The sequence below is a fragment of the Roseibium sp. genome (assembly GCF_965216085.1).
Lineage (GTDB): Bacteria > Pseudomonadota > Alphaproteobacteria > Rhizobiales > Stappiaceae > Roseibium.
Genome location: NZ_OZ244138.1, coordinates 1667004 through 1691375, shown reverse-complemented (window position 1 = coordinate 1691375; position 24372 = coordinate 1667004). Strand labels below are relative to the sequence as shown.

The 24372-nt window shown below is 55.4% G+C and carries 19 protein-coding genes; 12 read left to right on the top strand and 7 right to left on the bottom strand.

Features of this window, described 5'->3' with window-relative positions; genetic code table 11:
* Positions 1-16: 16 nt before the first annotated feature.
* Together ACOOFE_RS07720 and ACOOFE_RS07715 are read right to left on the bottom strand one after the other, a co-directional pair.
* Positions 17-1852 carry an EAL domain-containing protein gene (locus ACOOFE_RS07720; protein ID WP_420414419.1) on the bottom strand — a complete coding sequence of 612 codons (1836 nt, stop codon included), beginning with the start codon at positions 1850-1852 and terminating at the stop codon, positions 17-19.
* A gap of 185 nt (positions 1853-2037) precedes the next feature.
* On the bottom strand, positions 2038-4335 hold the full coding sequence (locus ACOOFE_RS07715) for a xanthine dehydrogenase family protein molybdopterin-binding subunit (protein ID WP_420414418.1): 2298 nt from the start codon (positions 4333-4335) through the stop codon (positions 2038-2040).
* A 250-nt stretch (positions 4336-4585) separates the two neighbouring features.
* Between ACOOFE_RS07715 and ACOOFE_RS07710 the strand changes: the two genes are divergently transcribed.
* Positions 4586-5584, top strand: a complete 999-nt coding sequence (locus ACOOFE_RS07710; protein ID WP_420414417.1) for a DMT family transporter — start codon at positions 4586-4588, stop codon at positions 5582-5584.
* Between the two features lie 14 nt (positions 5585-5598).
* On the opposite strand, the gene ACOOFE_RS07705 is transcribed toward ACOOFE_RS07710, so the two are convergent.
* Positions 5599-6237 carry a hypothetical protein gene (locus tag ACOOFE_RS07705; RefSeq protein WP_420414416.1) on the bottom strand — a complete coding sequence of 213 codons (639 nt, stop codon included), beginning with the start codon at positions 6235-6237 and terminating at the stop codon, positions 5599-5601.
* Positions 6238-6307: 70 nt separating this feature from the next.
* Here ACOOFE_RS07705 and ACOOFE_RS07700 point away from each other — a divergent pair, with 70 nt between their 5' ends.
* Positions 6308-6973, top strand: coding sequence for a helix-turn-helix transcriptional regulator (locus ACOOFE_RS07700; protein ID WP_420414415.1), 666 nt, complete (start codon positions 6308-6310; stop codon positions 6971-6973).
* An 86-nt stretch (positions 6974-7059) separates the two neighbouring features.
* On the opposite strand, the gene ACOOFE_RS07695 is transcribed toward ACOOFE_RS07700, so the two are convergent.
* Positions 7060-8718 carry a long-chain-fatty-acid--CoA ligase gene (locus tag ACOOFE_RS07695; RefSeq protein WP_420414414.1) on the bottom strand — a complete coding sequence of 553 codons (1659 nt, stop codon included), beginning with the start codon at positions 8716-8718 and terminating at the stop codon, positions 7060-7062.
* Positions 8719-9000: 282 nt separating this feature from the next.
* Complete coding sequence (locus ACOOFE_RS07690) at positions 9001-10158, bottom strand: AAA family ATPase (protein WP_420414413.1); 1158 nt, start codon at positions 10156-10158, stop codon at positions 9001-9003.
* Between the two features lie 109 nt (positions 10159-10267).
* On the opposite strand from ACOOFE_RS07690, the gene ACOOFE_RS07685 reads away from it, so the two are divergent.
* Positions 10268-10813, top strand: a complete 546-nt coding sequence (locus ACOOFE_RS07685) for a hypothetical protein (protein WP_420414412.1) — start codon at positions 10268-10270, stop codon at positions 10811-10813.
* Here the strand turns inward: ACOOFE_RS07685 and ade are convergent.
* Positions 10810-12531, bottom strand: a complete 1722-nt coding sequence (ade, locus tag ACOOFE_RS07680; RefSeq protein WP_420414411.1) for an adenine deaminase — start codon at positions 12529-12531, stop codon at positions 10810-10812. The genes ACOOFE_RS07685 and ade overlap by 4 nt on opposite strands.
* 371 nt (positions 12532-12902) lie before the next feature.
* Between ade and ACOOFE_RS07675 the strand changes: the two genes are divergently transcribed.
* From ACOOFE_RS07675 to eda, 8 genes are all read left to right on the top strand, one after another.
* Positions 12903-14222: an ROK family transcriptional regulator gene (locus tag ACOOFE_RS07675; RefSeq protein ID WP_420414410.1), complete on the top strand. Its 1320-nt coding sequence runs from the start codon at positions 12903-12905 to the stop codon at positions 14220-14222.
* A gap of 25 nt (positions 14223-14247) precedes the next feature.
* Entirely contained in the window at positions 14248-15264 is a 1017-nt protein-coding gene (locus tag ACOOFE_RS07670) for a sugar ABC transporter substrate-binding protein (protein WP_420414409.1), read from the top strand.
* 79 nt (positions 15265-15343) lie between these two features.
* On the top strand, positions 15344-16426 hold the full coding sequence (locus tag ACOOFE_RS07665) for an ABC transporter permease (RefSeq protein WP_420414408.1): 1083 nt from the start codon (positions 15344-15346) through the stop codon (positions 16424-16426).
* Entirely contained in the window at positions 16426-17199 is a 774-nt protein-coding gene (locus tag ACOOFE_RS07660) for an ATP-binding cassette domain-containing protein (RefSeq protein WP_420414407.1), read from the top strand. The genes ACOOFE_RS07665 and ACOOFE_RS07660 overlap by 1 nt, the downstream gene beginning before the upstream one ends.
* A gap of 134 nt (positions 17200-17333) precedes the next feature.
* Entirely contained in the window at positions 17334-18281 is a 948-nt protein-coding gene (locus ACOOFE_RS07655) for a carbohydrate kinase family protein (RefSeq protein WP_420414406.1), read from the top strand.
* Between the two features lie 100 nt (positions 18282-18381).
* Positions 18382-19857: a glucose-6-phosphate dehydrogenase gene (gene zwf, locus ACOOFE_RS07650; RefSeq protein WP_141185878.1), complete on the top strand. Its 1476-nt coding sequence runs from the start codon at positions 18382-18384 to the stop codon at positions 19855-19857.
* Between the two features lie 133 nt (positions 19858-19990).
* Positions 19991-21811: a phosphogluconate dehydratase gene (gene edd / locus ACOOFE_RS07645; RefSeq protein ID WP_420414405.1), complete on the top strand. Its 1821-nt coding sequence runs from the start codon at positions 19991-19993 to the stop codon at positions 21809-21811.
* 9 nt (positions 21812-21820) lie between these two features.
* Entirely contained in the window at positions 21821-22459 is a 639-nt protein-coding gene (gene eda, locus ACOOFE_RS07640) for a bifunctional 4-hydroxy-2-oxoglutarate aldolase/2-dehydro-3-deoxy-phosphogluconate aldolase (RefSeq protein ID WP_420414404.1), read from the top strand.
* Positions 22460-22621: 162 nt separating this feature from the next.
* Here eda and ACOOFE_RS07635 read toward each other — a convergent pair whose 3' ends face one another.
* Positions 22622-23203 (bottom strand): PilZ domain-containing protein, encoded by a 582-nt coding sequence (locus ACOOFE_RS07635; RefSeq protein ID WP_141185875.1) that lies wholly within the window; start codon positions 23201-23203, stop codon positions 22622-22624.
* Between the two features lie 268 nt (positions 23204-23471).
* On the opposite strand from ACOOFE_RS07635, the gene ACOOFE_RS07630 reads away from it, so the two are divergent.
* The gene (locus ACOOFE_RS07630; RefSeq protein WP_420414403.1) at positions 23472-24260 is read left to right on the top strand and encodes a delta-class carbonic anhydrase; all 789 of its coding nucleotides are present in this window, start codon (positions 23472-23474) and stop codon (positions 24258-24260) included.
* Positions 24261-24372: the final 112 nt, after the last annotated feature.

Genomic DNA, 24372 nt, shown 5'->3' with positions numbered 1-24372 from the left:
TCCGGGTTTGCTTAGATTATCTCAGAGCATGTTCCGACCAAAATACACCGTTGTTTTCAATCAACTTTTGATGCAGATCCTTTGAGGACATGGGCTTTCCGAAATAAAAGCCCTGCAGATAATCGCAGCCCATGTCTGCTGCAAAACGAGCGTGGTCTTCTGTCTCGACACCCTCAGCGACAATCTTCATGCCAAGGCTCTTTCCAATCCCGATGATCGAAGCTACCAGTGCGCGGGCGGTCGCGTCGTCAACGATCGGTAGGATGAATTGACGATCGATCTTCAAAACAGTCGGGTTGATTTTCAACAGCCCCTGTACAGACGCGTGCCCCGTGCCAAAGTCATCAAGTGCAATGGCCACGCCCATTTCCTTAAGTTCGCCAAGTGTCCAATGCACCACGTCCCCAATTCGTTCCAGATAGACTGATTCCAGTATTTCGATGATCAGTCTCTTCGGATCGACGCCAGATCGTCTAATGTCGTGAATGAGGCTCGGGTCTGCGAGCCGGCCCGCAGAGGCATTTGCCGAAAGACGGGGAACATCGACGCCAGCGCTATCGAAAAGCGCTAAAACATCAGGAAGATAACTGAAAATTATCTCGTCTATCCGTTTCAGGATCCCCATCGCAGTAGCCGTCTCGAGAAACGAGGCTGGTGAGAGCATTCCCATGGTCGGATGCACCCATCTGGCCAACACTTCAGCGCCAGCAATCTTGCCAGTAGCAGCGTCAATGACAGGCTGAAAATGAGGGACAAACTCACGTTTTTCACACGCAATCAGAAGGTCTGAGACAAGCCGCTTTGTCGTGATTGCCTCGGCATGCATCTCTTCAGTAAAGAACGACCATCGCCCCCTGCCATTCGATTTGGCATGATAGAGCGCCATATCCGCATCTGAGACCACTTGTTCCGGAATTTCCATCTTTGCATTTGCGATGGCCACACCAACGCTTGCGCTGCAAAACGTTGATTTTCCCTCAAATGCAAATGGCGCGTGCATTTCCTGCACGATGGCATCAGCCAGGCTGCTGATATCCAATGCGCTAGATCCAAGAGGGCGCAGTATGACAAATTCATCTCCGCCTATTCGCGCGATCAAGTCGGCTTCGCTCGTCAACCGGCGCAACATGTTTGCAACTGAGATGAGTAATCGATCTCCAGCGTCATGGCCGAGTGTGTCGTTAACAGACTTAAAGCGATCCAAGTCCACATAAAAGACCGCGAAATCTTTTCCCGTTTTTTGAAGGTCTTGGATCCAGGATTTCAATTCGACTTCAAAATGGCGCCGGTTAGACAAACCGGTCAAAGCATCTTCTTTGGATTCCTTTGCAACTACCTTCGCCAGCTCGTGAAGGCGTTTGTTCTCTTTTTCCAGCCGCTCGATTTTTTCTGCATATCCGGTCAACAAGTCCCGGCTGGCACCCTGCAGGTCCGGCATTTTCTCTTCTGCCTGCATATCCGGCCGATGCTCTAATTCGATAAGGGAGCAGAGCCACCACCTGTTTCCCGTTGCCATGTCTGACAAGGGAGTCCAGCTCATTTTTTGCCAGTATTGCTCGCCATTTTTTCGATTGTTCTGGGTTTTGAGCGAAAACTGTTCCCAGTTCATCAGTTTTTCGATGATGATCAGGTGGCTGCCTTGATCCATGCTTGAACCAATCAATATGGTTCCGCGTTTTCCGATGACTTCCTTGGCCTGATATCCGGTTATCTTAGTGAAAGCTTTGTTGCACCACTGCAGATACATGACAGCGCCATCGTCATCAGACGCCAATGCAAGCGCGAGCCCCTCACAGGTTTTGTCTGTGATTTGGTCTAATATCTGCGATGGAATTAGGGGATTGTCTTGCATCGTTAGGGTCATAGAGGACCGGCAAGAGGCTACGCAATTGTCAAATTCCCTTACGGTTTGAAAGTAACTGACTACCTATGACTTTTCTTGAAACCTCCACCAATGCAATTGCTTGAATTTGCCGGACCCAAAATGAAAAAGCGCCGGCGTTTCCGCCGGCGCTTTTTCTTTTGAGTACAGGAAGACTACTTCACTGATTGGATTGCATCCCAAACCCGCTGCGGCGTTGCTGGCATGTCGAGAAGTTTCTCAACACCAGCGCCGTCTTTCAGGGCATTCTGGATCGCATTCATTACTGCCGCGCAGCCGCCAATAGTGCCTGCTTCACCAGCGCCCTTGATGCCCATCGCATTGGTGGTCGACGGAATGTTCCGGGTCTGAAAATCGATTTCCGGCAAATCCGCAGCCCGGAGCAGCCGGTAGTCCAGAAGCGAGGCTGTCAGAAGCTGGCCATCTTCATCAAAGACCGTGTGTTCACACAAAGCCTGACTGATTGCCGAGGCAGCTCCGCCATGCACCTGTCCGGCCAAGAGCAGCGGGTTCACGGTGACGCCGAAATCATCCACGATGACGTAGGTTTCGATTGAGATATCCCCGGTGTCGGGATCGACTTCCAGTTCGCAGATGTGTGTGCCGTTCGGATAGGTCGCTTCCGCCTGCTTGACCTCTTCGCGGGCCGACAGGTTTTCCTCCGCCCCAGCTGCGATTTCGGCCAGGCTCACCTGCTGGTCTGTGCCAACAACCCTTACCATACCGCTGTCGAGTTCCAGATCTTCGATACCCGCTTCCAAACGGTCAGCGGCCAACTCCTTGACCTTGTTGACCAGCGAAACGCTGGCATCGCGCACGGACGGCAGACCAAGCGGAATGGACCGGGATCCTCCGGTACCCCCGCCCTTGCGCACCCGGTCCGTATCGCCTTGGATGACCTCGATATCCTCGATGCTAACGCCGAATTTCTCCGCAACCACCTGGCTGTAGGCTGTCGCGTGCCCCTGGCCATTGGTCTGGGTGCCGATTAGCAGAGTGAGATTGCCTTCCGGACTCAGTTCCACAGTCGCCTCTTCCCCACCCGGGAAGGCGCAGGCCTCGATATAGGAGCAAATGCCGAATCCCCGGTATTTGCCGTTTGAGGCGCTCGCCGCCTGGCGGGCCTTGAAGCCGTTCCAATCTGCGGTTTCCAGCGCCTTATCCAGATGCCCCGCATAATCGCCCGTGTCATACATGCGGCCCGTCTGGGTGGTATAGGGCAGCTGCTCTTGTTTGATGAAATTCAACTTGCGGAATTCAATGGGCCCGAGACCGGTTTCCTCAGCCGCCTTGTCGATCAACCGCTCGATCAGATAGGCCGCTTCTGGTCGGCCGGCGCCGCGGAAGGCGTCGGTTGGAACTGTGTGGCTGTAAACGCCTTCCACCTTCGCAAATACCGCCGGGATATCATAAAGCCCGGACGACATGGTCGTTCCGACCCAGGGAATAAACGGTGCAAACTGGTGCAGATAGGCGCCCATCGCAGCTTTCACATCGACCCGCAATCCGAGGATCTTGTTGTCCGCGTCCAACGCCAACTCGCCGCGCGTCAGATTGTCCCGGCCATGCGCGTCGGTGACGAAGTGTTCTGTCCGCTCCCCGGACCAGCGCACCGGACGCCCCAATGTCTGGGCGGCAATCATCGACAGCGGATATTCGCGGTAACAGAACATCTTGGTGCCAAAACCGCCGCCGACTTCCGGCGTAATGACCTGGACCTTATCCTGCTCCAAACCAAGAATGCCGCACAGCGTATTGCGCATTCCATGACCGCCCTGGGTGCCGAGAGTGACCTTGAAGCGCTCACTGGCTGAGTCAAATTCGGCAACACAGCCACGCAGCTCCATGTAGTTGGCTACGATCCGGTTGTTGACGACATCGATTGAAACTGTCTTAGCCGCCTTGGCAAAGGCTGCCTCGGTCTTGTCTTGGTCACCATGACCAAAGGTGAAAGCGATGTTGGTGCCGAACTCCGGCCAGACTTTTACAGTATCGTCTGCAAGCGCATCTTCCATCTCGACAACAACATCAAGAGGATCATAGTCGACTTCCAGCATTTCAGCCGCATCACGGGCTGCGCTGACACTGTCGGCGACGATAAATGCAATTGCATCACCAACATAACGAACCGTGTCCGTGCACAGGAGCCCCTGCACCGGCAGATTAAAGTCGGTGCCATCGATCTGCTTCAAAAGGGCCTGAGTCGGCATCGCCTTGCCAGCAACATCCGCCCCTGTGAGCACCAAACGTACGCCCTCCAACGCCCGCACGTCATCGGCGTTGTCTACAGAGATTTTTGCATGCGCCATCGCTGAGCGGACAACATACCCATGAAGACAGCCTTCCGGCTGATAGTCGCCCGTATAGGTTCCTTGCCCTGTGATCAGCGGCAAATCTTCCTTGCGGCGCAAAGGGGCACCAACACCGAATTTCGGAGTAGCCATTTGGTTCATGAAACGGGACCTTCAGTAGAACAAATCATTGGCCGGGGTCTTGGACGCGTGGGATATGGCTCCCGGCAGATTAGAACCACTATAAGGCGCCAAAACTAAACTGGCCAGTGCACTTTTTCATTTCAATGCGCCCGGCTCTTCCCTTCAGCACGATTTGCGGTAGATTTGTACGCACACTCACAAATCGCCCGGGCACAATTCCGCACCAGTTTTTCTGGCATGTCATATCCGGACGGCTTCAGGACTGCTCATGGACACCTCTTCCCGCAAACCGCCGGCAGATCCGGCGGTAACGCCAACAGCATCGCCGTCCCGCGGCCTTAAAAGCCGCCTGACTCAGAAGCTCGGCCAGCTGCCTCCCAATACGATTGGCGCGCTCTGGATCTTGCTAGCGGCATTCCTGTTTTCCATCATGGTGGCACTGATCAAATTCATCGGCCAGGACCTGTCCGTTTTTCAGATCCTTGTTGTTCGCCAGGTTATTATGCTCGTAATCGTAGCGCCAAAGATTCTGTCCGGTCTCCCCCATTCTCTATCGACCAAACGGCCAGGACTGCAATTGACCCGTGTCGTCTTTGCTGCGACGGCGATGCTGCTTGGGTTCACCGCGATCATTGAACTGCCGCTTGCTGATGCGACCGCCATCAGCTTCTCCAAGACCTTCTTTATCACGATCCTTGCCATTTGGTTCCTTGGGGAAGAAGTCGGCAAACACCGGTGGGGCGCTACTATCGTGGGCTTTCTCGGAGTGTTGCTGATGCTACGGCCAGACGGCGAAGGGCTGGTTAACCCCTATGCGCTAATGGCCCTTGGCAGTGCCGCTTGTGCTGGCATGGTGATGGTTGTCATCCGCATTTTGACTCGCACCGATCCGCCAAACACCATCCTCACTTATCAAGCGCTTGGCGTCGGTTTGATCATGTTGGTGCCGGCCTGGTTCACCTGGCAAGCGCCTACGCTGGAACAGTGGGGTCTCCTCCTTGCTGTCGGCGTTTTCTCATGGGGCGGACAAATGGCCAACATCAAAGCGTTTCAAGCTGGGGAGGCAACCGCAATTGCCTCCCTCGACTACACACGGCTGCTCTATGCCACCATGTTTGGAGCGCTGATCTTCAGCCAATGGCCTGGCCTGGAAACGCTGTTAGGCGCCGGCATTGTAATTGCAGCATCAATCTACACTGTCCGGCGTGAGGCTATCCGGGGCCGTCAGCTTGCCCGAGCCTCCGACGGCCGCGGCTATTCCAACTGACGTTTGCAGCTATCTCAGGCAAGAACGTGCCAAAAATCCAAATCGACGCTTTCGGGGTCAAACATGGACAACAACGGCAAGCACGCGTCTTCATTGACGTAACCTGCGCAGATCTCCCGCGCGGCTCCTGCTGTCTCAATAAAACAGATTTCTGAATAGGTTTCACCGTCTACCTTGCCGATCCTGTGTGTCCGGCTTTCTGGAAATCTTGAGAGATACTCTTGCTTGACCCGATCGGCCGCCGCGTTCAGGGCGCCCTCATTGAACCCATTCCCTCCTTTTGGCCGGAAAGTTCCGAATTCGATTGCACAGAATCCTTCCGGAATGGCATTCAGTGGTTGTTGTAAAATGTTCTTACAGAGACGAATGCTGCCAGGCTCCAGAAGGTCCATAAACGCTCTGGAACTCTCAGCTTGCATATGCGCCTCGCTCATTTCGGCAAAGGCGGTTTCGTCAGTTGCCAAAATCGCATCGGCGTACTCACCAGTTAGATTTCCCAGAAAGCAATGCATCGCGATTCCGGGTTGTTTCTCCAGGAATTCCTTTTGCCATCGTCGCGCGGCTCCAATGAGCTCTGCCGGGTTCACCTCGTCCTTGGCCCGATAGCGGGCAAACCCCATTACCTTCATTTGTCCAAGATCTTTGCGCAGCATTTGATGTCCTTTCTTCGTATTGCTGCACTGGCTATAAGAAACCCCAGAGACAGTTTTTGTCAGGGGCCTTATGCGTACACTCCGTCTTTTCTCCATTCTCGACATTTTGCGAAGCCGAAGGTCTCCAGTCTCTGCTGCAACGCTTGCAGAAATGCTGAGTGTGACTGAACGCACGGTCTACCGGGACATGGCAACTTTGAAAGAGATGGGGGCCCCAATACGCGGCGAGGGTGGCATCGGCTACGTAATCGAACGCGGTTATTTTCTGCCTCCGCTGCAGTTCGACCCGGACGAACTGGATGTGGTTCTGCTCGGATTGCAAATGATCAAGGCGCGCAGTGACAAGGACATGCAAGCTGCAGCCGAACGCGCCCTTGGAAAAATTGGAGCTGTCCTCAGTGACCAGGACCGGAACTTCAACCGTCCCCTGCTCGCGGTCGGCAACCGATCGTCAGCCGAGGGGCAGGACGCGCTCTCTCCCCTGAGATCTGCGATACGAAGCCGGCGCAAACTCCTGGTACACTACAGAGACGGCGAGAACCGGCTGAGTGAGCGGACCGTACGACCACTGGGGTTGACCGCATTTGAAAAGGTGTGGGTCCTGACCGCCTGGTGTGAAAAGCGCGAAGATTTTCGCAACTTCCGTTTGGATAGGATTGCTGATTTTCAACAAACGGGAACGCGGTTTCCGCTCGAAAGTGGCAAGGAATTTAAAGATTACCTGCGAACCTTATAACCTCAGACCGACCGATTGATACAATAAGGGCGGCAGTCCGTTTGATAGAACAACCGCCCGATCAGCAAAGGCTTTGGCCTATATCCTCAAGCTGCGTTGGCGCGCTTGGCAGCTTCTTCTTCAACCAGCTCTTTCTTCGACAGTTTGCCGACCATTGTCTTCGGCAATTCGTCGCGGAACTCGATTTCCCGCGGCATTTCAATGGCCGACAGGTGGTCCTTTAGGAAGCTCTTGAGGTCTTCAGCCGACAAGGAATGGCCGTCTTTCAGTTTGACAAATGCCTTTGGAGACTGCCCCCGGTATTCATCGGGAACTGCAATCACGATCGTTTCATCAACGGCCTCGTTTTGATAGATCGCTTCTTCAATAACGCGCGGATAGACATTGTAACCGGAGCACAGGATCAGATCTTTGATCCGGTCGACCAGGTAGATAAAGCCGTCCTCGTCCTGATACCCAACATCACCCGTGTGAAGGTAACCGTCGGTGTTGATGGTCTCAGCTGTGGCATCGTCGCGTTTCCAGTATCCCTTCATGATCTGATGACCATGCAGCAGAAGCTCGCCCTTTTCGCCAGGACCCACTTCTGTCTCGCGGTCTTCGATATTGACGAAACGGACCTTTGTACCTGGAACCGGACGGCCAATGGAGCCGGCGCGGCGGTTTTCGTCCAGCGGATTGACTGCAGCCACCGGAGAAGACTCGGTCAAGCCATAACCTTCCACCAGGATACAGCCGGTCAGTTTCTCGAAGTTTTCCTTCACTTCGACCGGCAACGGCGCCCCGCCTGAAATACACAGGTTGATACTGGACAGATCGTATTTCTGCGTTTCATGCGAGTTGTTGATCGCCGTGTAGATGGTCGGAACGCCCGGGAATAAGGTGACCTTCTTGCGCACAATTGTCTCAAGCAACATCTTCAGCTCGAACCGCGGCTGCAGCACCATTTCCGCGCCAAGGATTACAGCCAGATTCTGGCCCACGGTCATTGCAAAGACATGGAAGAACGGCAGAACGCAGAGCAGCTTTTCTTCGCCCGGACGCGCCTTTTCAAAGACGGCGCGCATCTGTTCGATATTGGCGCAGAGGTTCTTGTGGGTCAGCATCGCCCCTTTGGGAACACCCGTTGTTCCGCCGGTGTATTGAAGAACCGCAATGGCTTCTGCCGGGTCAAATTCAACTGGCGCTGGCTTGTTGCCCTTAGTCATTAAACTGTCGAACAAAACGTGAGCATCGTCTTGCGGGATGGCCGCCAGTTCTTTGCGCTTGAACAGGCTGAACAAGGTCTTTTTTACGGTCGGCAAGCAGAAGGTCATCGGGCAAACGATGATCTTGTCCAGGACCCGCTCTTTGCGGACATTTTCGACCTTGTCGTAAATCACCTTCAAATCCATGGTCACCATGATACGCACATCCGCATCACGAGCCTGGAAAGCAATTTCGCGCTCCACATACAGCGGGTTAAAGTTGGCAACCGTGCCGCCGACTTTCAAAATCGCAAAATAGAAGATGGTGTAGAACGGCGTGTTCGGCAGGCACAGGCCAACATGAACACCCGGACCAACGCCCATAGCCTGAAGGCCTGCGGCAGTGCGGTCAACCAGCTCGCCGAGCTCGTTGTACGTCCAGACTTTCCCCATGAAGTCTGCCGCCGGGCGGTCTCCAAACTTGGTGACGGCAATATCCAGATATTCGTGTACTGGGCGGACTTTTAGCGTCGCGCTCCACTCCTCCGCAGTCATCATATCGTTCTCCAACGCATCTTATCCGGCTTAAACAGGGTTCTTTGCCGGCAGACCGGTTCAGCCGCCCCTCTGGCCGAACCCTCCTCCCTAAACGGCATCGTATATTGCGGTGCCGAAATCGGTATTCCTCCCTGACATGACCCAACTTTCCGTTTACGTCAACGGACGACGTAACGACACCTCTTCAACTTTTTTACACGCTCAGGTGTCATTCCACACCAAAACCACTCATTTTCTGTCCATTTGGGGCTCAAATGGCCGAGCTGACATCCGCGAGCCATTCTATCGGCTCGGCCAGCGCCATCTTGGCGGATCCAAATGCTCGACTTGGGTTTCTCCCAGTTCCTTGAACAAGTGATGATGAATGCAATCCGGTTGTGCGGCAAGCGCCGAAACAAGAGGGTCTGCGTGCGAAACAACAATCACCTGGGTCTTTTCAGCCGCTGTCGCAATCAATCGGGCAAGCGGTTCGAGAAGCGCCGGATGAAGACTGGTCTCCGGTTCGTTCAGGACGATCAGCGGCGCGGGACGCGGCGAGAGGAGAGCCGCCGCCAGAAGAAGATAGCGCAGCGTGCCATCAGAGAGCTCCGTTGTCCTGAGAGGGCGCAGCAGCCCTTTTTGCTGCATCAGAAGTTCAAAATAACCATCGTTGACGACCACCTCGATGCTTGCGCCTGGAAACGCATCGTCGATCGCCTCTGCCAGCGCCTGTTCATCACCAATTTCCAGGATTGTCTGAAGGGCCGCGGCCAAATCGGCGCCATCGCCGGACAGCACGGGTGTCCGCGTGCCGATCTTGGGAAACCGGGCCGGGGCCTCACGGTCAGTCCTCAGGTGGTCGTAAAACCGCCAGGCGCGCATGCGTTCCCGCAGAACCAGAAGCTCCAGTCCATCTTTCGGATCGGCTGCGTGGGTCATCATGCTGTCGAACCGGGCCAGATTCTGAACAACTGGGATCCGCTGCCCGTTCTGGTTCAGGACTTTGACAGAAGGGCCATTACGCCCTGCAATTTCGTTGGATCGGGACAGGGCTTCGCCAGCCCAGAGTGCCTCGCACTTGATTTCGGGATCCATTGAAAAAAACGACCGTCCCGCATCAGCGGGCAATCCGAGATCAATGGCATAACCATAGTCTTCATCGGCAAAACCGAGTTTTAAAGAGACAACGCCCTTTCGGACAGAGCCCTGGACCGGCACATCACCGCGCTTCATTGCCCGCGAGACAATCTCAGGCCCCGCCCACAAAGTGGACGGCAGACCACCCTCGGCAGCCAGTGAACCGATCGCCCTCCCCTGCGCCACCTCTGCCAGAAGCCGGATGGACCGGTACAGGCTTGATTTGCCACTGCCATTGGCCCCAGTGATCAGCGTGATCCGATCGAGCGGAAAGATGATGTCACGCAAGGAGCGGTAGCCGGAAACGGCGAAAGTCAGGATCATGAAGAGGGCCTATACGACGGGATTGGGTTGCAATTTGGACTCTGAGGCAATTCAATTCTAAATTGATACTTTCGAACACCCGGTCTTCGCAAGCAGCAGCAGGTCCGCCATGTTCAATCCGAAAGAAGCGGCGGACGACAGCCGAGCCCTCAATGTCGTCATCTTGTTTTTCGCCTCCCTTGTGGTGGTGATCTCAATTGGCCTTCATTTTGACAGCGCCATGAAATACTGGCTGTTGACCCGATTTGGAGAGACCGCGTCCGGAACCATTGTCAGGGTATCGAGCGCGCCGAAAAATCCGGACGCGGTTCGGGAACTCGCCCGTCAAAATCCGCGCAATTACCTTAAGAACAGACAGGCCTGGGTATCAGGCGACAGTCTTCTGATCGAATTCCAACCGCCCGAAGGCACCTTGGAATATGTCCGTTTCAAACGCCCTCCCGGCAGCAACATTGGTCAAGGCGGCAAGGACGTGCAGGTCGTCTATCTGCCGATCAACCCCCGGATCGCACACCCGGAGGATCATTTGTCCGACTTTGCCCTCGACAGCAAGATCATGATTGGGTCCCTGATCGCCGGCATGATCTTCTTCTGGCTGTTTATCGAAGCCTATGTGGAATGGAACCGGTTCCGGAAAAACATGCGGCGCTATTAGCTTCCCTGATCCACCAGTTCGAACTTGTCGACATCAAACACACCGAAGTCGGTGATCTTCAGATGCGGGATGACCGGCAACGGCAAGAAAGCCACTTGCAGGAAGGGTTCGGCAAGCGTGCAGCCCAGCGCTTTGGCTGCATTGCGCAGATCCTCAAGCTCGTGACGCACGGTTTCAAATGGTTCCAGGCTCATTAGGCCGGCCAACGGCAAAGCAAGCTCTGCCTTAACGCCATTTTTATCGGCCACCGCAAAGCCGCCCTTCATGGCAATCACCCGGTTGACTGCATGGGCCATGGCTGCTTCATCGGCGCCAACCACACAGATGTTGTGGCTGTCATGACCAACGGAAGACGCAATCGCCCCCTCTTTCATCCCAAAACCATGCACAAACCCGAGGCCAATGTTGCCGGTGCCCTTGTGGCGTTCGACCACGGCAACCTTCAATACATCCTGATCAAAGTCGACAAAGGTTTTGCCACCGGTCACCGGCAAGGTTCGTTTCAGGTGTTCGGTGATGATTTTTCCTGGAATGACCCCAATGACATCGGCTTCACTGTTGCGCGCGGGAATGTCGAAGGATGCAGCCGTGACTTCTGACGCCTTCACACTGTCGAGCCCCACCGGAGAAACGATCGATCGCGCACCAAAAGCGGCATCATCCGCAACCACACCACCGCAGATTGCCATTTCGACCTGACAGCCCTCAAAGTCCTTCAAAAGTGCGATGTCCGCGCGTTTGCCCGGCGCCAAAACACCGCGGTCTATCAGGCCAAACGCATTGGCCGCTGACCAGCTGGCGGTCCGGTAGGCATCTAAAGGCCGGATGCCCTTGGCGATGAGGCGCCGGATCATGCTGTCGAGGTGGCCTTCTTCGGCAATGTCGAGCGGGTTGCGGTCATCCGTGCAAAGGGCAACAAACGCAGAGGTATCAGCGCTGAGGATTGGCGCCAATGCGTCCAGATCCTTACAGACGGAGCCTTCCCGCATCAAAACAGCCATGCCTTTTGCGAGTTTTTCCTGAGCTTCTTTTAAAGATGTTGCCTCGTGGTCCGTCCGGATCCCAGCCGACAGATACCCATTCAAAGGTTTACCGCTGAGCAACGGTGCGTGACCATCGATATGTCCGTCCTGAAAGGCAGCAAGTTTCGCCAGGACTTTTGGATCACGCGACAGAACACCCGGAAAGTTCATGAACTCAGCCAGGCCAATCACGCTTGGATGGTCTTTGAACGGCAGCAGGTCTTCGATTTCCAGGCAGGCACCGGCCGTCTCAAATGCGGTTGCCGGGACACAAGACGACAGGTTGACCTTCAGATCCATCACCGTCTCTAGCGAACTTTCCAGGAAATACTTGATGCCGTCTGCGCCCAGAACATTGGCGATTTCATGGGGATCACAGATTGCCGTCGTGACACCGTGGGGAAGGACGCAGCGGTCGAACTCGAACGGAGTGACAAGCGATGATTCCACATGCAAATGGGTATCGATAAAACCCGGCACAGCAGTCAGGCCAGTTCCATCGATCGTCTTTTCACCTTCGTAAGTATCGTGGGTTCCGACGATCCGGTCGCCGGAAACGGCAATGTCTGTTGTGGTCGTCGAGCCATCGACAACACTGAATAGCTGAACACCCCTGATGACCAGATCGGCAGGTCTTTCGCCCGCACCGGCCGCGATGGCCTTTTCAAGAAACGTTTCATCATGGGTGCGCGGCATGGATCTTTCTCCTGTTCTTATTCAGGTTCGGACCATAGCGCTGGCCCGCCCTGATCCGGAAGCCCCCGCGAACAATTTCCACGTTCTGTATAAGGATGCGCCAACATTACGTTTCCCAAAACGAAGAGGATCGCGCGTTGGCTCTCCAGACCTCAACAATGGCTTCTTTATTCCAAAACCGCGCCCTGATTAATTTTATCAAATTTATTTAATCTAGAAAACTCAACAACCTACCGCAGCACAGCAACGAAACCCTGCGTCGCAGCAGTGTTTTGAATTGACAGGATGGAAAATGAGTCAAATAATTTCATCAAAATAAATAATTACGGTTTCCGGGCGGAAACCTGCCCGGAAGGCAAGGGAGGTGCCTGATGGAAGACATCCGCAAAAGTGGCCGCGGTTCCAATTCAGCACAACTGCGGCGGTATAACGAACGCATTGTTCTTCAGATCCTGCGGCGTGCAGGTGAAGCGTCAAAGGCCGAACTTGCCCGCGCGGTGCAACTGACCAATGCGGCCATCGGCGCGATCATTCAGAACCTCATCGAAGAAGGCCTGATCGTGGAAGCGGGCAAGCGTCACGATGGCAGCCGCGGCCAGCCGGCAACGATCCTTCAATTGGCGCCGCGCGGTGCATTCTCCTATGGGGTACGTCTCGACCGCACCAATATGGAAACCGTTTTGATGGATTTTTCCGGACGTATCCTCGACCGGCGCATCCACGAAATGATCTTGCCCGCCCCGTCAAAGGCACTTGAAATCCTGATCGATGACCTGGAGAGCCTCGGCGCCGCGCTCGATGAAGATGAAAGCGCCCGGATCACAGGCATAGGGCTTGCACAGCCGTTCAATCTTGGCGCCTGGCTGCACGAACTTGGCTTGCCGGAAGCGCATTTCAAAGAATGGGACGACTATGATCTGGCCGGAGCCCTGGAACAGGAAACCGGCCTGCCGGTCTTTAGCGAAAACGATGGTACGGCAGCCGCTGTGGCCGAACTTTTCTATGGACAAGGGCGGCAGAACGACAATTTCCTCTACCTGTTTCTCGGCCCGGCAATTGGCGGCGGCCTGATTATGAACGGAGACATCGTGCGCGGTGTCACCGGCAACGCGGCTGATGTCGCCATGATTCCAGTGCCGCCAAGCACGTTGCCGACCGCCAATCCGCCACGCCAAAAGTGGGATATTCTTCTGGCGCGGGCTAGCTTGGTTGCTCTTGCGCGGCATTTGTCTCCGGAAGGTTTTTCCAGGCTCAGCCGGACCGACCTCCGGGAAGCAGCTGAGGCCGGTGGGACTAAGTTCCAAGAGTGGACGACTGATTGTGTCGAAGCGCTCGCACTAGGAATGCGCTCAGCTTATTCGCTTCTAGACATGCCACTGGTGGTTATCGACAGCGATCTCGGCGGCACATTCAACACCGACTTTGCGAAGAACTTGAGTGCGGCCAGTGATGACGCGGCCCCGGAAAGCCGCCAGTCGCCAGATATCGCAACAGGCAGCTTTGGCCATGACGCCGGCGCCATCGGAGCAGCCAGTCTGCCACAATTTTTCAACTTCTCACCCCGGGCAGCGATCCTCACGGGCGGCAAACCTTCCGCACCTGCAGGATCCGGCCGGACAGAAGACCGTGCCAGTTTTCCGGCACGGGCAGCACGGTTGGGGTCACATCTGGCCGCACCCAACCGCACCTAATATTTGGCCAGGGAGGAAAGACACTATGATCCGCAAACTTCTCGCGACCGGTTCCGTTCTTGCCGCCATGTCAGCGGCCCCGGCCATGGCGGCCGATATTTCTGCTTGCCTGATCACCAAGACGGACACCAATCCATTTTTTGTAAAAATGAAAGAAGGGGCCACCGCAAAGGCGCAGGAACTCGGCATTGATTTGAAATCCTTCGCCGGCAAGATCGATGGCGACCATGAAACCCAGGTTGCCGCGATTGAGACGTGCATTGCTGATGGCGCCAAAGGCATCTTGCTGACAGCTTCCGACACCTCATCCATCGTACCTGCAGTGCAGCAGGCCCGCGATGCCGGGTTATTGGTGATTGCCCTCGATACGCCGCTAAACCCGATTGATTCAGCAGATGCAACATTTGCAACCGACAACTTCCTTGCTGGAGAGCTGATCGGTAAATGGGCGGCAGCAGCCCTCGGCGATGAAGCTGCCAATGCCAAAATCGGCATGCTTGATCTGGCCATCAGCCAGCCCACCGTTGGCGTCTTGCGCGATCAGGGGTTCCTGCAAGGGTTTGGCATTGACCTTGGCGATCCGAACAAATGGGGCGATGAAACCGATCCGCGCATTGTTGGCAATGATGTCACAGCCGGTAACGAAGAAGGCGGCCGCAAGGCTATGGAAAACCTTCTCGCCAAAGATCCGATGATCAATGTGGTTTACACCATCAATGAACCGTCAGCGGCAGGCGCCTATGAAGCCCTGAAATCGATTGGCCGCGAAAACGATGTGCTCATCGTTTCGGTCGATGGCGGCTGCCCTGGCGTTCAGAACGTCAAAGACGGTGTCATTGGCGCAACGTCCCAGCAATATCCGCTTTTGATGGCGTCCCTTGGCATCGAAGCCATCAAGGCCTGGGCAGACACAGGTGCAAAACCGGAACCGACCCCAGGCAAGGACTTCTTTGACACCGGCGTCGCCCTTGTGACCGACAAGCCGGTGGACGGTGTTCCGTCGATCGATACGGCCGAAGGCACGAACCTTTGCTGGGGCTGATGGCTCAAATAAGCTAAAAACAGGAAGGGGCGCGGTTCGCCTTTGTCCCTTCTTTCCTACGTCTTAGAAAGAACCGGGCATGACCTCAAAAAGCGATACGGCCAGCGGACCAGCGGACTTTGAAGAAGCCGCAGCCTCCAGTCCGCAAGCTGTCGCCGAATTCGACGATCATCACCATGGACTGGGACACAAAATCCAGCACCGGCTGCACCAGACACCTGCCTTGGTCCCGCTGATTGTCCTGCTGATATCGATCCTGGTTTTCGGTCTCCTGCTCGGCTCCAAATTCTTCTCACCGTTCGCTATGACGCTGATCTTGCAACAAGTGCAGATTGTCGGCATCGTCGCAGCCGCCCAAAGTGTCGTCATTTTGACGGCCGGGATCGACCTATCGGTCGGGGCAATTATGGTCTTGTCATCAGTTGTGATGGGGCAATTCACTTTCCGCTATGGCTTGCCGGTGGAAGTAGCGATTGCCTGCGGCCTCATCTGCGGCACCATTTGCGGCTACATCAATGGTTTCCTGGTCGCCATCGTCAAATTGCCACCGTTCATTGTCACGCTTGGCATGTGGCAGATCGTCCTGGCCACCAACTTCCTCTATTCGGCCAATGAAACCATCCGCTCGCAGGACATTGCCAAGAACGCACCGCTGCTGCAGTTCTTCGGCAACAAGGTCAACTTGGGCGGAGCGATTTTCACCTACGGCGTGATCTTCATGGTCCTGCTGGTGATCGTTCTGGCCTATGCCCTTCGCCAAACAGCCTGGGGCAGGCATGTCTATGCAGTCGGAGACGACCCGGAGGCCGCGCAGCTTTCAGGTGTACAGGTCAAAAAAGTACTGATCTCGGTCTACATGCTCTCTGGCCTAATTTGCGCCTTTGCCGGTTGGGCGATGATCGGCCGGATCGGCTCAGTTTCACCAACGACCGGACAACTTGCCAACATTGAATCCATCACAGCCGTTGTGATCGGTGGAATTTCACTCTTTGGCGGACGCGGCTCCATTATCGGCACTTTGTTCGGAGCGCTGATCGTCGGTGTCTTCACGCTTGGCCTGCGCCTGCTCGGCGCCGATGCCCAGTGGACTTACCTTCTCATCGGCCTGCTCATCATTGCGGCCGTTGCAATCGACCAATGGATCAGAAAGGTGTCGGTCTGATGAAACCTATTCTGGAAGCCCGCAATCTGGTCAAGCGCTATGGCCGTGTTGTTGCTATGGATCACGCGGATTTTGAACTCTATCCGGGCGAGATTTTGGCCGTCATCGGCGACAACGGCGCTGGAAAATCCACTTTAATCAAGGCCCTCAGCGGCGCGGTTCAACCTGACGAAGGCGACGTTCTTCTGGATGGCGAACCGGTCAATTTCTATTCGCCCATTGACGCCAGGGCCGCCGGCATTGAGACAGTCTACCAGACCCTTGCCATGTCGCCTGCCCTATCGATCACCGACAACATGTTCATGGGGCGCGAGCTGCGGAAACCCGGTTTCAGGGGCAAATGGCTGCGCCAGCTGGATCATCGGCGCATGGAAGACATTGCTCGCGAAAAACTCAATGAGCTCGGCCTTTTGACCATTCAGAACATCAACCAGGCCGTTGAAACGCTTTCCGGCGGTCAGCGCCAGGGTGTGGCAGTGGCACGGGCTGCGGCCTTTGGCTCCAAGGTCGTCATCATGGACGAACCAACGGCAGCTCTTGGCGTCAAAGAAAGCCGCAGGGTTCTGGATCTAATCAAGGACGTGCGCGCCCGGGGTTTGCCGATCGTTCTGATCAGCCACAACATGCCGCATGTGTTCGAAGTGGCTGACCGCATTCATATCCACCGCCTTGGGCGGCGGGCCTGTGTGATCAAGCCCTCGGATTTTTCCATGTCCGATGCGGTGGCCATCATGACGGGGGCGATGGATCCACCGGAAGAACTGGCGGCCTAACCCGCCTTCGTCACTGATAACTCCGAAAACCATCCTGCTACTATCTGGATGGTTACCGTTACATCTGGGCTCCTCCCTAGAGCCTCACTCACAACATCACAGCGGTTAAAGGCCGCGTCCAAATGAGACCAAACATGTTTTTAGTTTGCGGTGAAGCCCTCTTCGACTTCTTTGGTTCGAACACTGGCAAGGACAGTTTGAGTTTTGATGCCCGGGTCGGCGGATCACCGCTCAATGTCGCCATGGGCCTTGCGCGTATGGGTGAAGACACCGCGTTTTTTGGCGGCATCTCGAAGGATGCCTTGGGCGAAAAACTGGCTCAAAAACTCAAAGATGAGGGAATTTCGGACCGCTATCTGCTGCGGACCGATCACCTGACAACCTTGAGCCTCGTTCAACAAAGCCCGGACGGCCAACCCGCCTATACCTTTTATGGGGCAAACGCCGCCGACAGGATGGTTTTTGAAAAGGACTTGCCGGAGTTCGAGACAAGCCCAGCCTTCATCCATATCGGCTCCTACACCGCCCTCACCGATCCTGTTGCATCGGCCCTGAAATCGCTGATCCTCCGCGAGCACACCCGCTCACTCATCTCCTTTGATCCCAACATCCGCCCAACCGTTGTTGCCGACATGGAACTTTGGCGGAAAAACACACAGGCTATCGTCCCGCATTCAGATGTGATCAAGGTGAGCGACGAGGACCTCGACCTAATTGCACCTGGTGAACCTGTCGACGCGATTGCCAAGGACTGGTTGGCAGAGGGGGCAAAACTGGTTGTGGTCACACGCGGAAAAGATGGCGCGTCTGCGTTTACGGCACAATCAGAAGCAAATGTTCCAGGTGTACCGGTCAATGTGATCGATACTGTCGGGGCCGGCGACACGTTCCAGGCTACTCTGTTATCTGGTTTAAACACTCTTGGTGTAAGTGACCGGCAGAACCTGTCGGATCTTAGCAGTAGCCACCTAACCCGGTTGATGACATTTTGCACGAGGGCTGCAGCGATCACCTGTTCGCGGCGCGGTGCAGATCTACCGACGACGGCAGATCTCGAAAAAGACGGAAGCGCCTTGAAATGAGGGGCTGACAAAAGAATTAAATCGATTTAAAAGACAGCCGAACGCGGATTGTGTTCCGGCTCTAGGTACGGAATACTTGGATTTGGAAGGGAAAGGGTTCATGGCGGCACGCGTCATCGAAGTAGACAATTTCGATCTGGTGGTGTTCGGCGCCTCTGGAGACCTTGCACACCGCAAGCTGCTACCTGCCCTTTATCACCGCGATGCTGACGGCCAAATGCCGGATGACGCCAGGATAATCACCAGTGCCCGCCGAAATTATTCCGATGACGATTACCGGGATTACGCTCGAAAGGCTCTGGAAGAACACGTTTCCGACCTTGACCCAGCGCATCTGGAAAAATTTCTGAGCCGCATCCGCTACGTCAAAATCGATATTGCCACCGGCTCAGGTTTCGACGACCTTAAAACCGTGCTCGAAGAACGTACGGACTCAATCCGAGCGTTTTATCTCGCCGTTGGTCCGGACCTTTTTGGGACCATCTGTGAACACCTTGGCAAGACGGGTGTCGTCAACGACAACTCCCGAGTGGTGATGGAAAAGCCGATCGGCAAGGACGGTGCTTCTGCCAAGGCGCTTAACGATACTGTCGGGGCCGTCTTCAACGAACACCAGATCTTCCGGATCGATCATTATCTCGGCAAAGAGACAGTGCAGAACCTCATGGCATTGCGCTTTGCCAATGCCTTGTTCGAGCCGCTGTGGAACGCCGCACACATTGATCATGTCCAGATCACGGTTGCCGAGTCCCTGGGCACTGGAGGCCGCGCTGGGTATTACGACACGGCAGGCGCCCTGCGCGATATGGTTCAAAACCACATTCTGCAGCTCTTGTGTCTGGTCGCAATGGAACCGCCGGAGTCTATGGATGCGGACAGCGTCCGGGATGAAAAGCTCAAAGTTCTAAAGGCACTTGCGCCGATCACAGAACAAACCGCCGGCAAACTCACTGTTCGCGGCCAATACCGCGCTGGTGCGTCAGCTGGTGGCGCTGTTCCAGGGTATTTGGAAGAGCTTGGCCACGACGAAAGCCGCACGGAAACCTTTGTGGCGCTAAAGGCGGAAATCTCCAATTGGCGGTGGGCCGGAGTTCCTTTTTATCTGCGCACAGGCAAAAGGCTGGCCCAACGGGTTTCAGAAATTGTCGTCCAGTTCCGGCCAATCCCGCATTCGATTTTCGGCCGGGAAGCCGGTACAATTACGGCCAACAGGCTGATCATCCGGCTACAGCCGGACGAAGGCGTGCAGATGCAGGTCATGATTAAGGATCCGGGCCCCGGCGGCATGCGCCTGCGCCAAGTACCGCTTGATATGAGCTTTGCAGAAGCATTCAAAGTGCGCAATCCGGATGCTTATGAGCGGCTGATCATGGATGTAATCCGCGGCAACCAGACCCTGTTCATGCGCCGGGATGAGGTTGATGCTGCCTGGGCGTGGATCGATCCGATCCAAGCGGCCTGGACCGCCTCTAAGGAAACACCGAAAGGTTATACCGCCGGCACTTGGGGTCCATCAGCATCGATCGCATTGGTCGAGCGGGATGGGCGCACCTGGGCGGAAGACGAACTCAGCTAAAGCGCAGGAATGGGATACCACCCGTTCTTTGCTCGGAATTTAAATCGATTTAATAAATGCAATTGACCGAAGTGCCTAAATGACGACGCCAGCCGGCAGAATTGCCTCGGCGAGCAAAGAGGAAGACAGGTCTATGACCGTTAGGGATCAAATCGCGACCGTTACCGAACGGATTATCGAGCGCAGCCGGGACAGCCGCAGCCGCTACCTCGACCGCATTGGACATGCGGCCGATAAGGGCCCGCAACGCTCACGCCTTTCCTGCGGCAACCTTGCCCATGGCTTTGCCGCCTGCGGTCTGTCGGACAAAGCCGCCCTTTCCGGCGATGTCGTGCCAAACCTTGGCATCATCACTGCTTACAACGACATGTTGTCCGCCCACCAGCCGTATGAGACCTATCCGGGTTTGATCCGGGATGCCGCACATGAGGTCGGAGCGGTCGCCCAAGTCGCTGGTGGTGTTCCTGCCATGTGTGACGGCGTCACCCAGGGCCAGGACGGTATGGAGCTGTCGCTGTTCTCCCGGGATGTGATCGCGATGTCCGCAGCCGTTGGCCTGTCCCACCAGATGTTCGATGCGGCTGTGTTCCTTGGAATCTGCGATAAGATCGTTCCTGGCTTGGCGATTGCCGCCCTCTCCTTCGGCCACCTCCCAGCAGTCTTTATCCCTGCCGGCCCGATGACCACCGGGATCTCCAACGACGACAAAGCCAAAGTTCGCCAGCTTTATGCGGAAGGAAAAGTTGGCCGCGATGCATTGTTGGAATCTGAATCCAAGGCTTATCACGGACCGGGAACGTGCACGTTCTATGGGACTGCCAACTCCAATCAGATGTTGATGGAGATAATGGGCCTTCATATGCCCGGCGCGTCCTTCATCAACCCAGGCACGCCCTTGCGTGAAGCCTTGACCAAGGAAGCCGCCAAACGGGCCCTGGCGATTTCAGCACTCGGCAATGAATTCACCCCGGCCGGTGAGATCATCGATGAGAAGGCCATCGTCAACGGCGTTGTCGGCCTGCACGCGACCGGCGGGTCGACCAATCACACCATGCACCTGGTCGCTATCGCTGCGACTGCCGGGATCAAACTCACCTGGGATGACATTTCAGAACTGTCCGATGTGGTTCCGCTGCTTGCCCGCGTTTATCCGAATGGCAAGGCGGATGTGAACCACTTCCAGGCTGCCGGCGGTCTTGCCTTCTTAATCCGTGAATTGCTGGGAGACGGCTATCTGCACCAGGACGTGAAGACGGTCTACGGTAGCGATCTATCCGGCTACACGGTGGAAGCCAAACTCGATGAAGATGGCAATGTCATCCGGCAAAATGCACCGGAAATCTCCGGCGACGAAACCGTTCTGGCTCCGGCCCGCACCCCCTTCCAGGAAACCGGTGGTTTGAAAGTTCTCACCGGTAATCTTGGAAAAGCCGTGATCAAGATCTCTGCCGTCGCCAAAGAGCGCCACATTATTGAAGCTCCTGCCCGCGTTTTTCACACCCAGGAAGATTTCCTGAAGGCGTTTTCCGACAAGGAGCTGACTGGCGATGTCGCAGCAGTGGTTCGGTTCCAAGGGCCAAAAGCTTGCGGCATGCCGGAACTGCACAAGCTGACACCGTGCCTCGGCATTTTGCAGGACCGCGGTCACAAAGTTGCTTTGATCACGGATGGACGGATGTCCGGCGCCTCCGGCAAGGTACCGGCCGCTATCCACGTTACACCAGAAGCAGCAAACGGCGGGCCGATTGCAAAAATCCGTGATGGGGACATGATCCGCATTGACGCAGTCACTGGCGAATTGACGGTTCTTGTCGATGCGGCCGAGTTTGAAGCCCGCCCTGCTGCACAAGAAGATTTGACACATCACCAATCCGGTGTTGGCCGCGACCTGTTCGCCGCCTTCCGCGCCAATGTCGGCGCAGCAGATACCGGCGCGCACGTGTTTGGTGGTTAAGGAGAAGATATGGGACAGGACATCCAAAAAATTGAAGCGGTGATGACCGCAGCCCCGGTCATTCCGGTTTTGGTGATCGAAGATCCGAAAAAGGCTGTTCCGATGGCTGAAGCTTTGGTCCGCGGCGGACTGCCGGCTATCGAGATCACCTTGCGCACACCGCACGCCCTGGAGGCCATTGATGCGGTCAACAAACATGTGGAAGGTGCAATTGCCGGCGCCGGTACTGTCCTGACCCCGCAGCAATATGAAGCGACGGTATCAGCCGGTGCCCGCTTTGTGGTCTCGCCCGGGGCAACCGACACTTTGCTAGAAGCCGCCGACGAACACAGCGTGCCGCTTCTTCCGGGCGCGGCGACAGCTTCTGAAGTCATGAAACTTCTGGAACGCGGCTATGAGCGCCTGAAATTCTTTCCAGCTGAACAAGCCGGGGGCGCTGCCTATCTGAAATCCCTGTCATCGCCTCTAGCCGCTGCGAAATTCTGTCCGACCGGCGGCGTCAGCATCGACAAGGCAGAAGACTATCTGAAATTGCCGAACGTTTTATGCGTCGGCGGATCCTGGATTGCGGATCCGAAGGCTATTGCGGCCGAAGACTGGACTGGCATTGAAGAACGGGCCCGGGCAGCAGCCGGACTAAGCACCTAAACCTTCAGATTGCTGCCGTTTCTCGCCCCCTTCCCGATCGGGTGCACTAACCTGGTTACCGCGCTACAATCTCTTGAAAACCGAAAGGTTTGCCGAGGGCGACTAGCTTGTATCCAGAAAGGTTCAACTCCGCCATTTCCATCTCATTTGTGAGAGCGTTCCCTAGGCTGAGGCTTGTTGAGACGCCGGTTCGGCTTCGGCGTCTTCATCCTCTTCATCGCCACCAACATCGCGATCCCAGAGCATTCTAAGTCCGCCGGCACTATCGTTACGCCACGCAAACTCGGCAACGATAGGCTTGCCGAATTTTTGCATGGTCAAGAGCACTTCCTCAGGAAGGGCTGGCAGGCTTTTGGCCATAACACGGCAGCCGTTCTTTCCCGCATCCACGATGGTTCCGTCAATCTCAGTTATGCCGTCAAAATCAGAGATCTTAACCGGAATGCTGACTGTGTTCCGTTTTTCCCGCCGTTTGTCGGCAAATTTCTCCGAGTTCTTAGAGAAAATGACAGCAGCATCGTCTGACTTTCGGGAAGTAATCTGACATTTCACCAGTTTGTCGGAATCCTTTGGCCGAATTCCAATATTTTTGCCAAGTTCCTGAATCTCAGGCGACGTCAGCCGACAGCCCCACTCACTGACGTTTGAGATCACAGCATTGACAACCGACAGGTTCTCCAAATCAACGACAAGGACTTCTTCCTCGGCCTCCGGTTGATCTTGCAAGTGTGCGAGTGCGCTCATCTCTACCTCCGACGACACCAATTACTTAAAGTAAGTATCATTTCAATTCGCTTAACACCGGCCACTTCCGCCCTTGAAAGATGGTACAAATCGCAAGTACGCTAGAGCATGGGGTTACGCGTAAATTCTTGAAAATCATTACATTGCGACACTTAAGGCCTGCGCCCAGATTTTTACACCCCTACGGAATGCCAAGACGACCGGTCCAAAGTTTGAACGGTGCCCCAGAAAAATCGCATAGATTGATCCGTAACTGCTGGAGATGACGATGAAAGTTCCTTTGAAAATCTCACTCAAAGCCGTGGCAATCGTTCTGCTGCCGTTTACCGCCCAAGCTGAGAATATCTGTCAGGGTTATGGTCCGCAGACCCCACGCGACATCACCAGCACGGATGGGGCGAATATGGCCGATGTCGCCTTCGCCCCCCCGTCGAGCGAAATGAACCTTTGCAATCTCCATACCCACACGAATGCCGAACATAAGGGGCCGGGCTATGCCGTCTTTGCAGGTGCAGGCGATCATGGGGGCTATCAGTGCAACGAAGCGGACAGCCTTACAGAAGCTGAACTGACCGCCCCCGCGTCCAGCGCTTACCACGGCGTCAAACCTGGCGATACCATCGAAGTTCATTGGGTCTTTTCTTCCTGCGACATTTCACCAGGCAAAGGTCTGGGTTCTTGTTTGAGCGAAGCTTGCGTCAATCCGCAATTGCGCGTCGAGGCTCAGGTGTTTTTGGTAGTGAACGACGCTAAGGCGCTGAACTTCATGGACTTTGCCTATCAGAACAATGTTGTGGATGGCCGGCACCAACCCAAAGAGTTGCCCAGCGGAACTGGGACACCCGTCACCTTCATTGGCTCAACAACTGGCACCAGTTACACGCAAGAAAAATGCTCGCCCTTTCAGGTCACTTGGAGCGTACGTCCGCAGTGTGCGAAACTCGACATCAACTCCCTCAATGCCTGGGCGGAAGCGGGCAATGTCTTTAAAGAAGACCATTCCCACGGTGTCCGGCAGCTCGTGACCGCAAAAGAACTTCTGGCTCCAATCAACTAAGCCGTTTTGCCGCCGGCCTTATGGGTCGGCGGCATTCGCAAACCTTTCTCGCCTTTGCGTGAATAGACAGCTGTGCTATCTGGTGCCGCAGCGCATTCATGGGCGCACCCCG

Bases quoted from the DNA above. Each gene is read 5' to 3' on its own strand.
- ACOOFE_RS07720 (WP_420414419.1), bottom strand. From the start codon at position 1,852: ATGCAAGACAATCCCCTAATTCCATCGCAGATATTAGACCAAATCACA.
- ACOOFE_RS07715 (WP_420414418.1), bottom strand. From the start codon at position 4,335: ATGAACCAAATGGCTACTCCGAAATTCGGTGTTGGTGCCCCTTTGCGC.
- ACOOFE_RS07710 (WP_420414417.1), top strand. From the start codon at position 4,586: ATGGACACCTCTTCCCGCAAACCGCCGGCAGATCCGGCGGTAACGCCA.
- ACOOFE_RS07705 (WP_420414416.1), bottom strand. From the start codon at position 6,237: ATGCTGCGCAAAGATCTTGGACAAATGAAGGTAATGGGGTTTGCCCGC.
- ACOOFE_RS07700 (WP_420414415.1), top strand. From the start codon at position 6,308: ATGCGTACACTCCGTCTTTTCTCCATTCTCGACATTTTGCGAAGCCGA.
- ACOOFE_RS07695 (WP_420414414.1), bottom strand. From the start codon at position 8,718: ATGATGACTGCGGAGGAGTGGAGCGCGACGCTAAAAGTCCGCCCAGTA.
- ACOOFE_RS07690 (WP_420414413.1), bottom strand. From the start codon at position 10,158: ATGATCCTGACTTTCGCCGTTTCCGGCTACCGCTCCTTGCGTGACATC.
- ACOOFE_RS07685 (WP_420414412.1), top strand. From the start codon at position 10,268: ATGTTCAATCCGAAAGAAGCGGCGGACGACAGCCGAGCCCTCAATGTC.
- ade (WP_420414411.1), bottom strand. From the start codon at position 12,531: ATGCCGCGCACCCATGATGAAACGTTTCTTGAAAAGGCCATCGCGGCC.
- ACOOFE_RS07675 (WP_420414410.1), top strand. From the start codon at position 12,903: ATGGAAGACATCCGCAAAAGTGGCCGCGGTTCCAATTCAGCACAACTG.
- ACOOFE_RS07670 (WP_420414409.1), top strand. From the start codon at position 14,248: ATGATCCGCAAACTTCTCGCGACCGGTTCCGTTCTTGCCGCCATGTCA.
- ACOOFE_RS07665 (WP_420414408.1), top strand. From the start codon at position 15,344: ATGACCTCAAAAAGCGATACGGCCAGCGGACCAGCGGACTTTGAAGAA.
- ACOOFE_RS07660 (WP_420414407.1), top strand. From the start codon at position 16,426: ATGAAACCTATTCTGGAAGCCCGCAATCTGGTCAAGCGCTATGGCCGT.
- ACOOFE_RS07655 (WP_420414406.1), top strand. From the start codon at position 17,334: ATGTTTTTAGTTTGCGGTGAAGCCCTCTTCGACTTCTTTGGTTCGAAC.
- zwf (WP_141185878.1), top strand. From the start codon at position 18,382: ATGGCGGCACGCGTCATCGAAGTAGACAATTTCGATCTGGTGGTGTTC.
- edd (WP_420414405.1), top strand. From the start codon at position 19,991: ATGACCGTTAGGGATCAAATCGCGACCGTTACCGAACGGATTATCGAG.
- eda (WP_420414404.1), top strand. From the start codon at position 21,821: ATGGGACAGGACATCCAAAAAATTGAAGCGGTGATGACCGCAGCCCCG.
- ACOOFE_RS07635 (WP_141185875.1), bottom strand. From the start codon at position 23,203: ATGAGCGCACTCGCACACTTGCAAGATCAACCGGAGGCCGAGGAAGAA.
- ACOOFE_RS07630 (WP_420414403.1), top strand. From the start codon at position 23,472: ATGAAAGTTCCTTTGAAAATCTCACTCAAAGCCGTGGCAATCGTTCTG.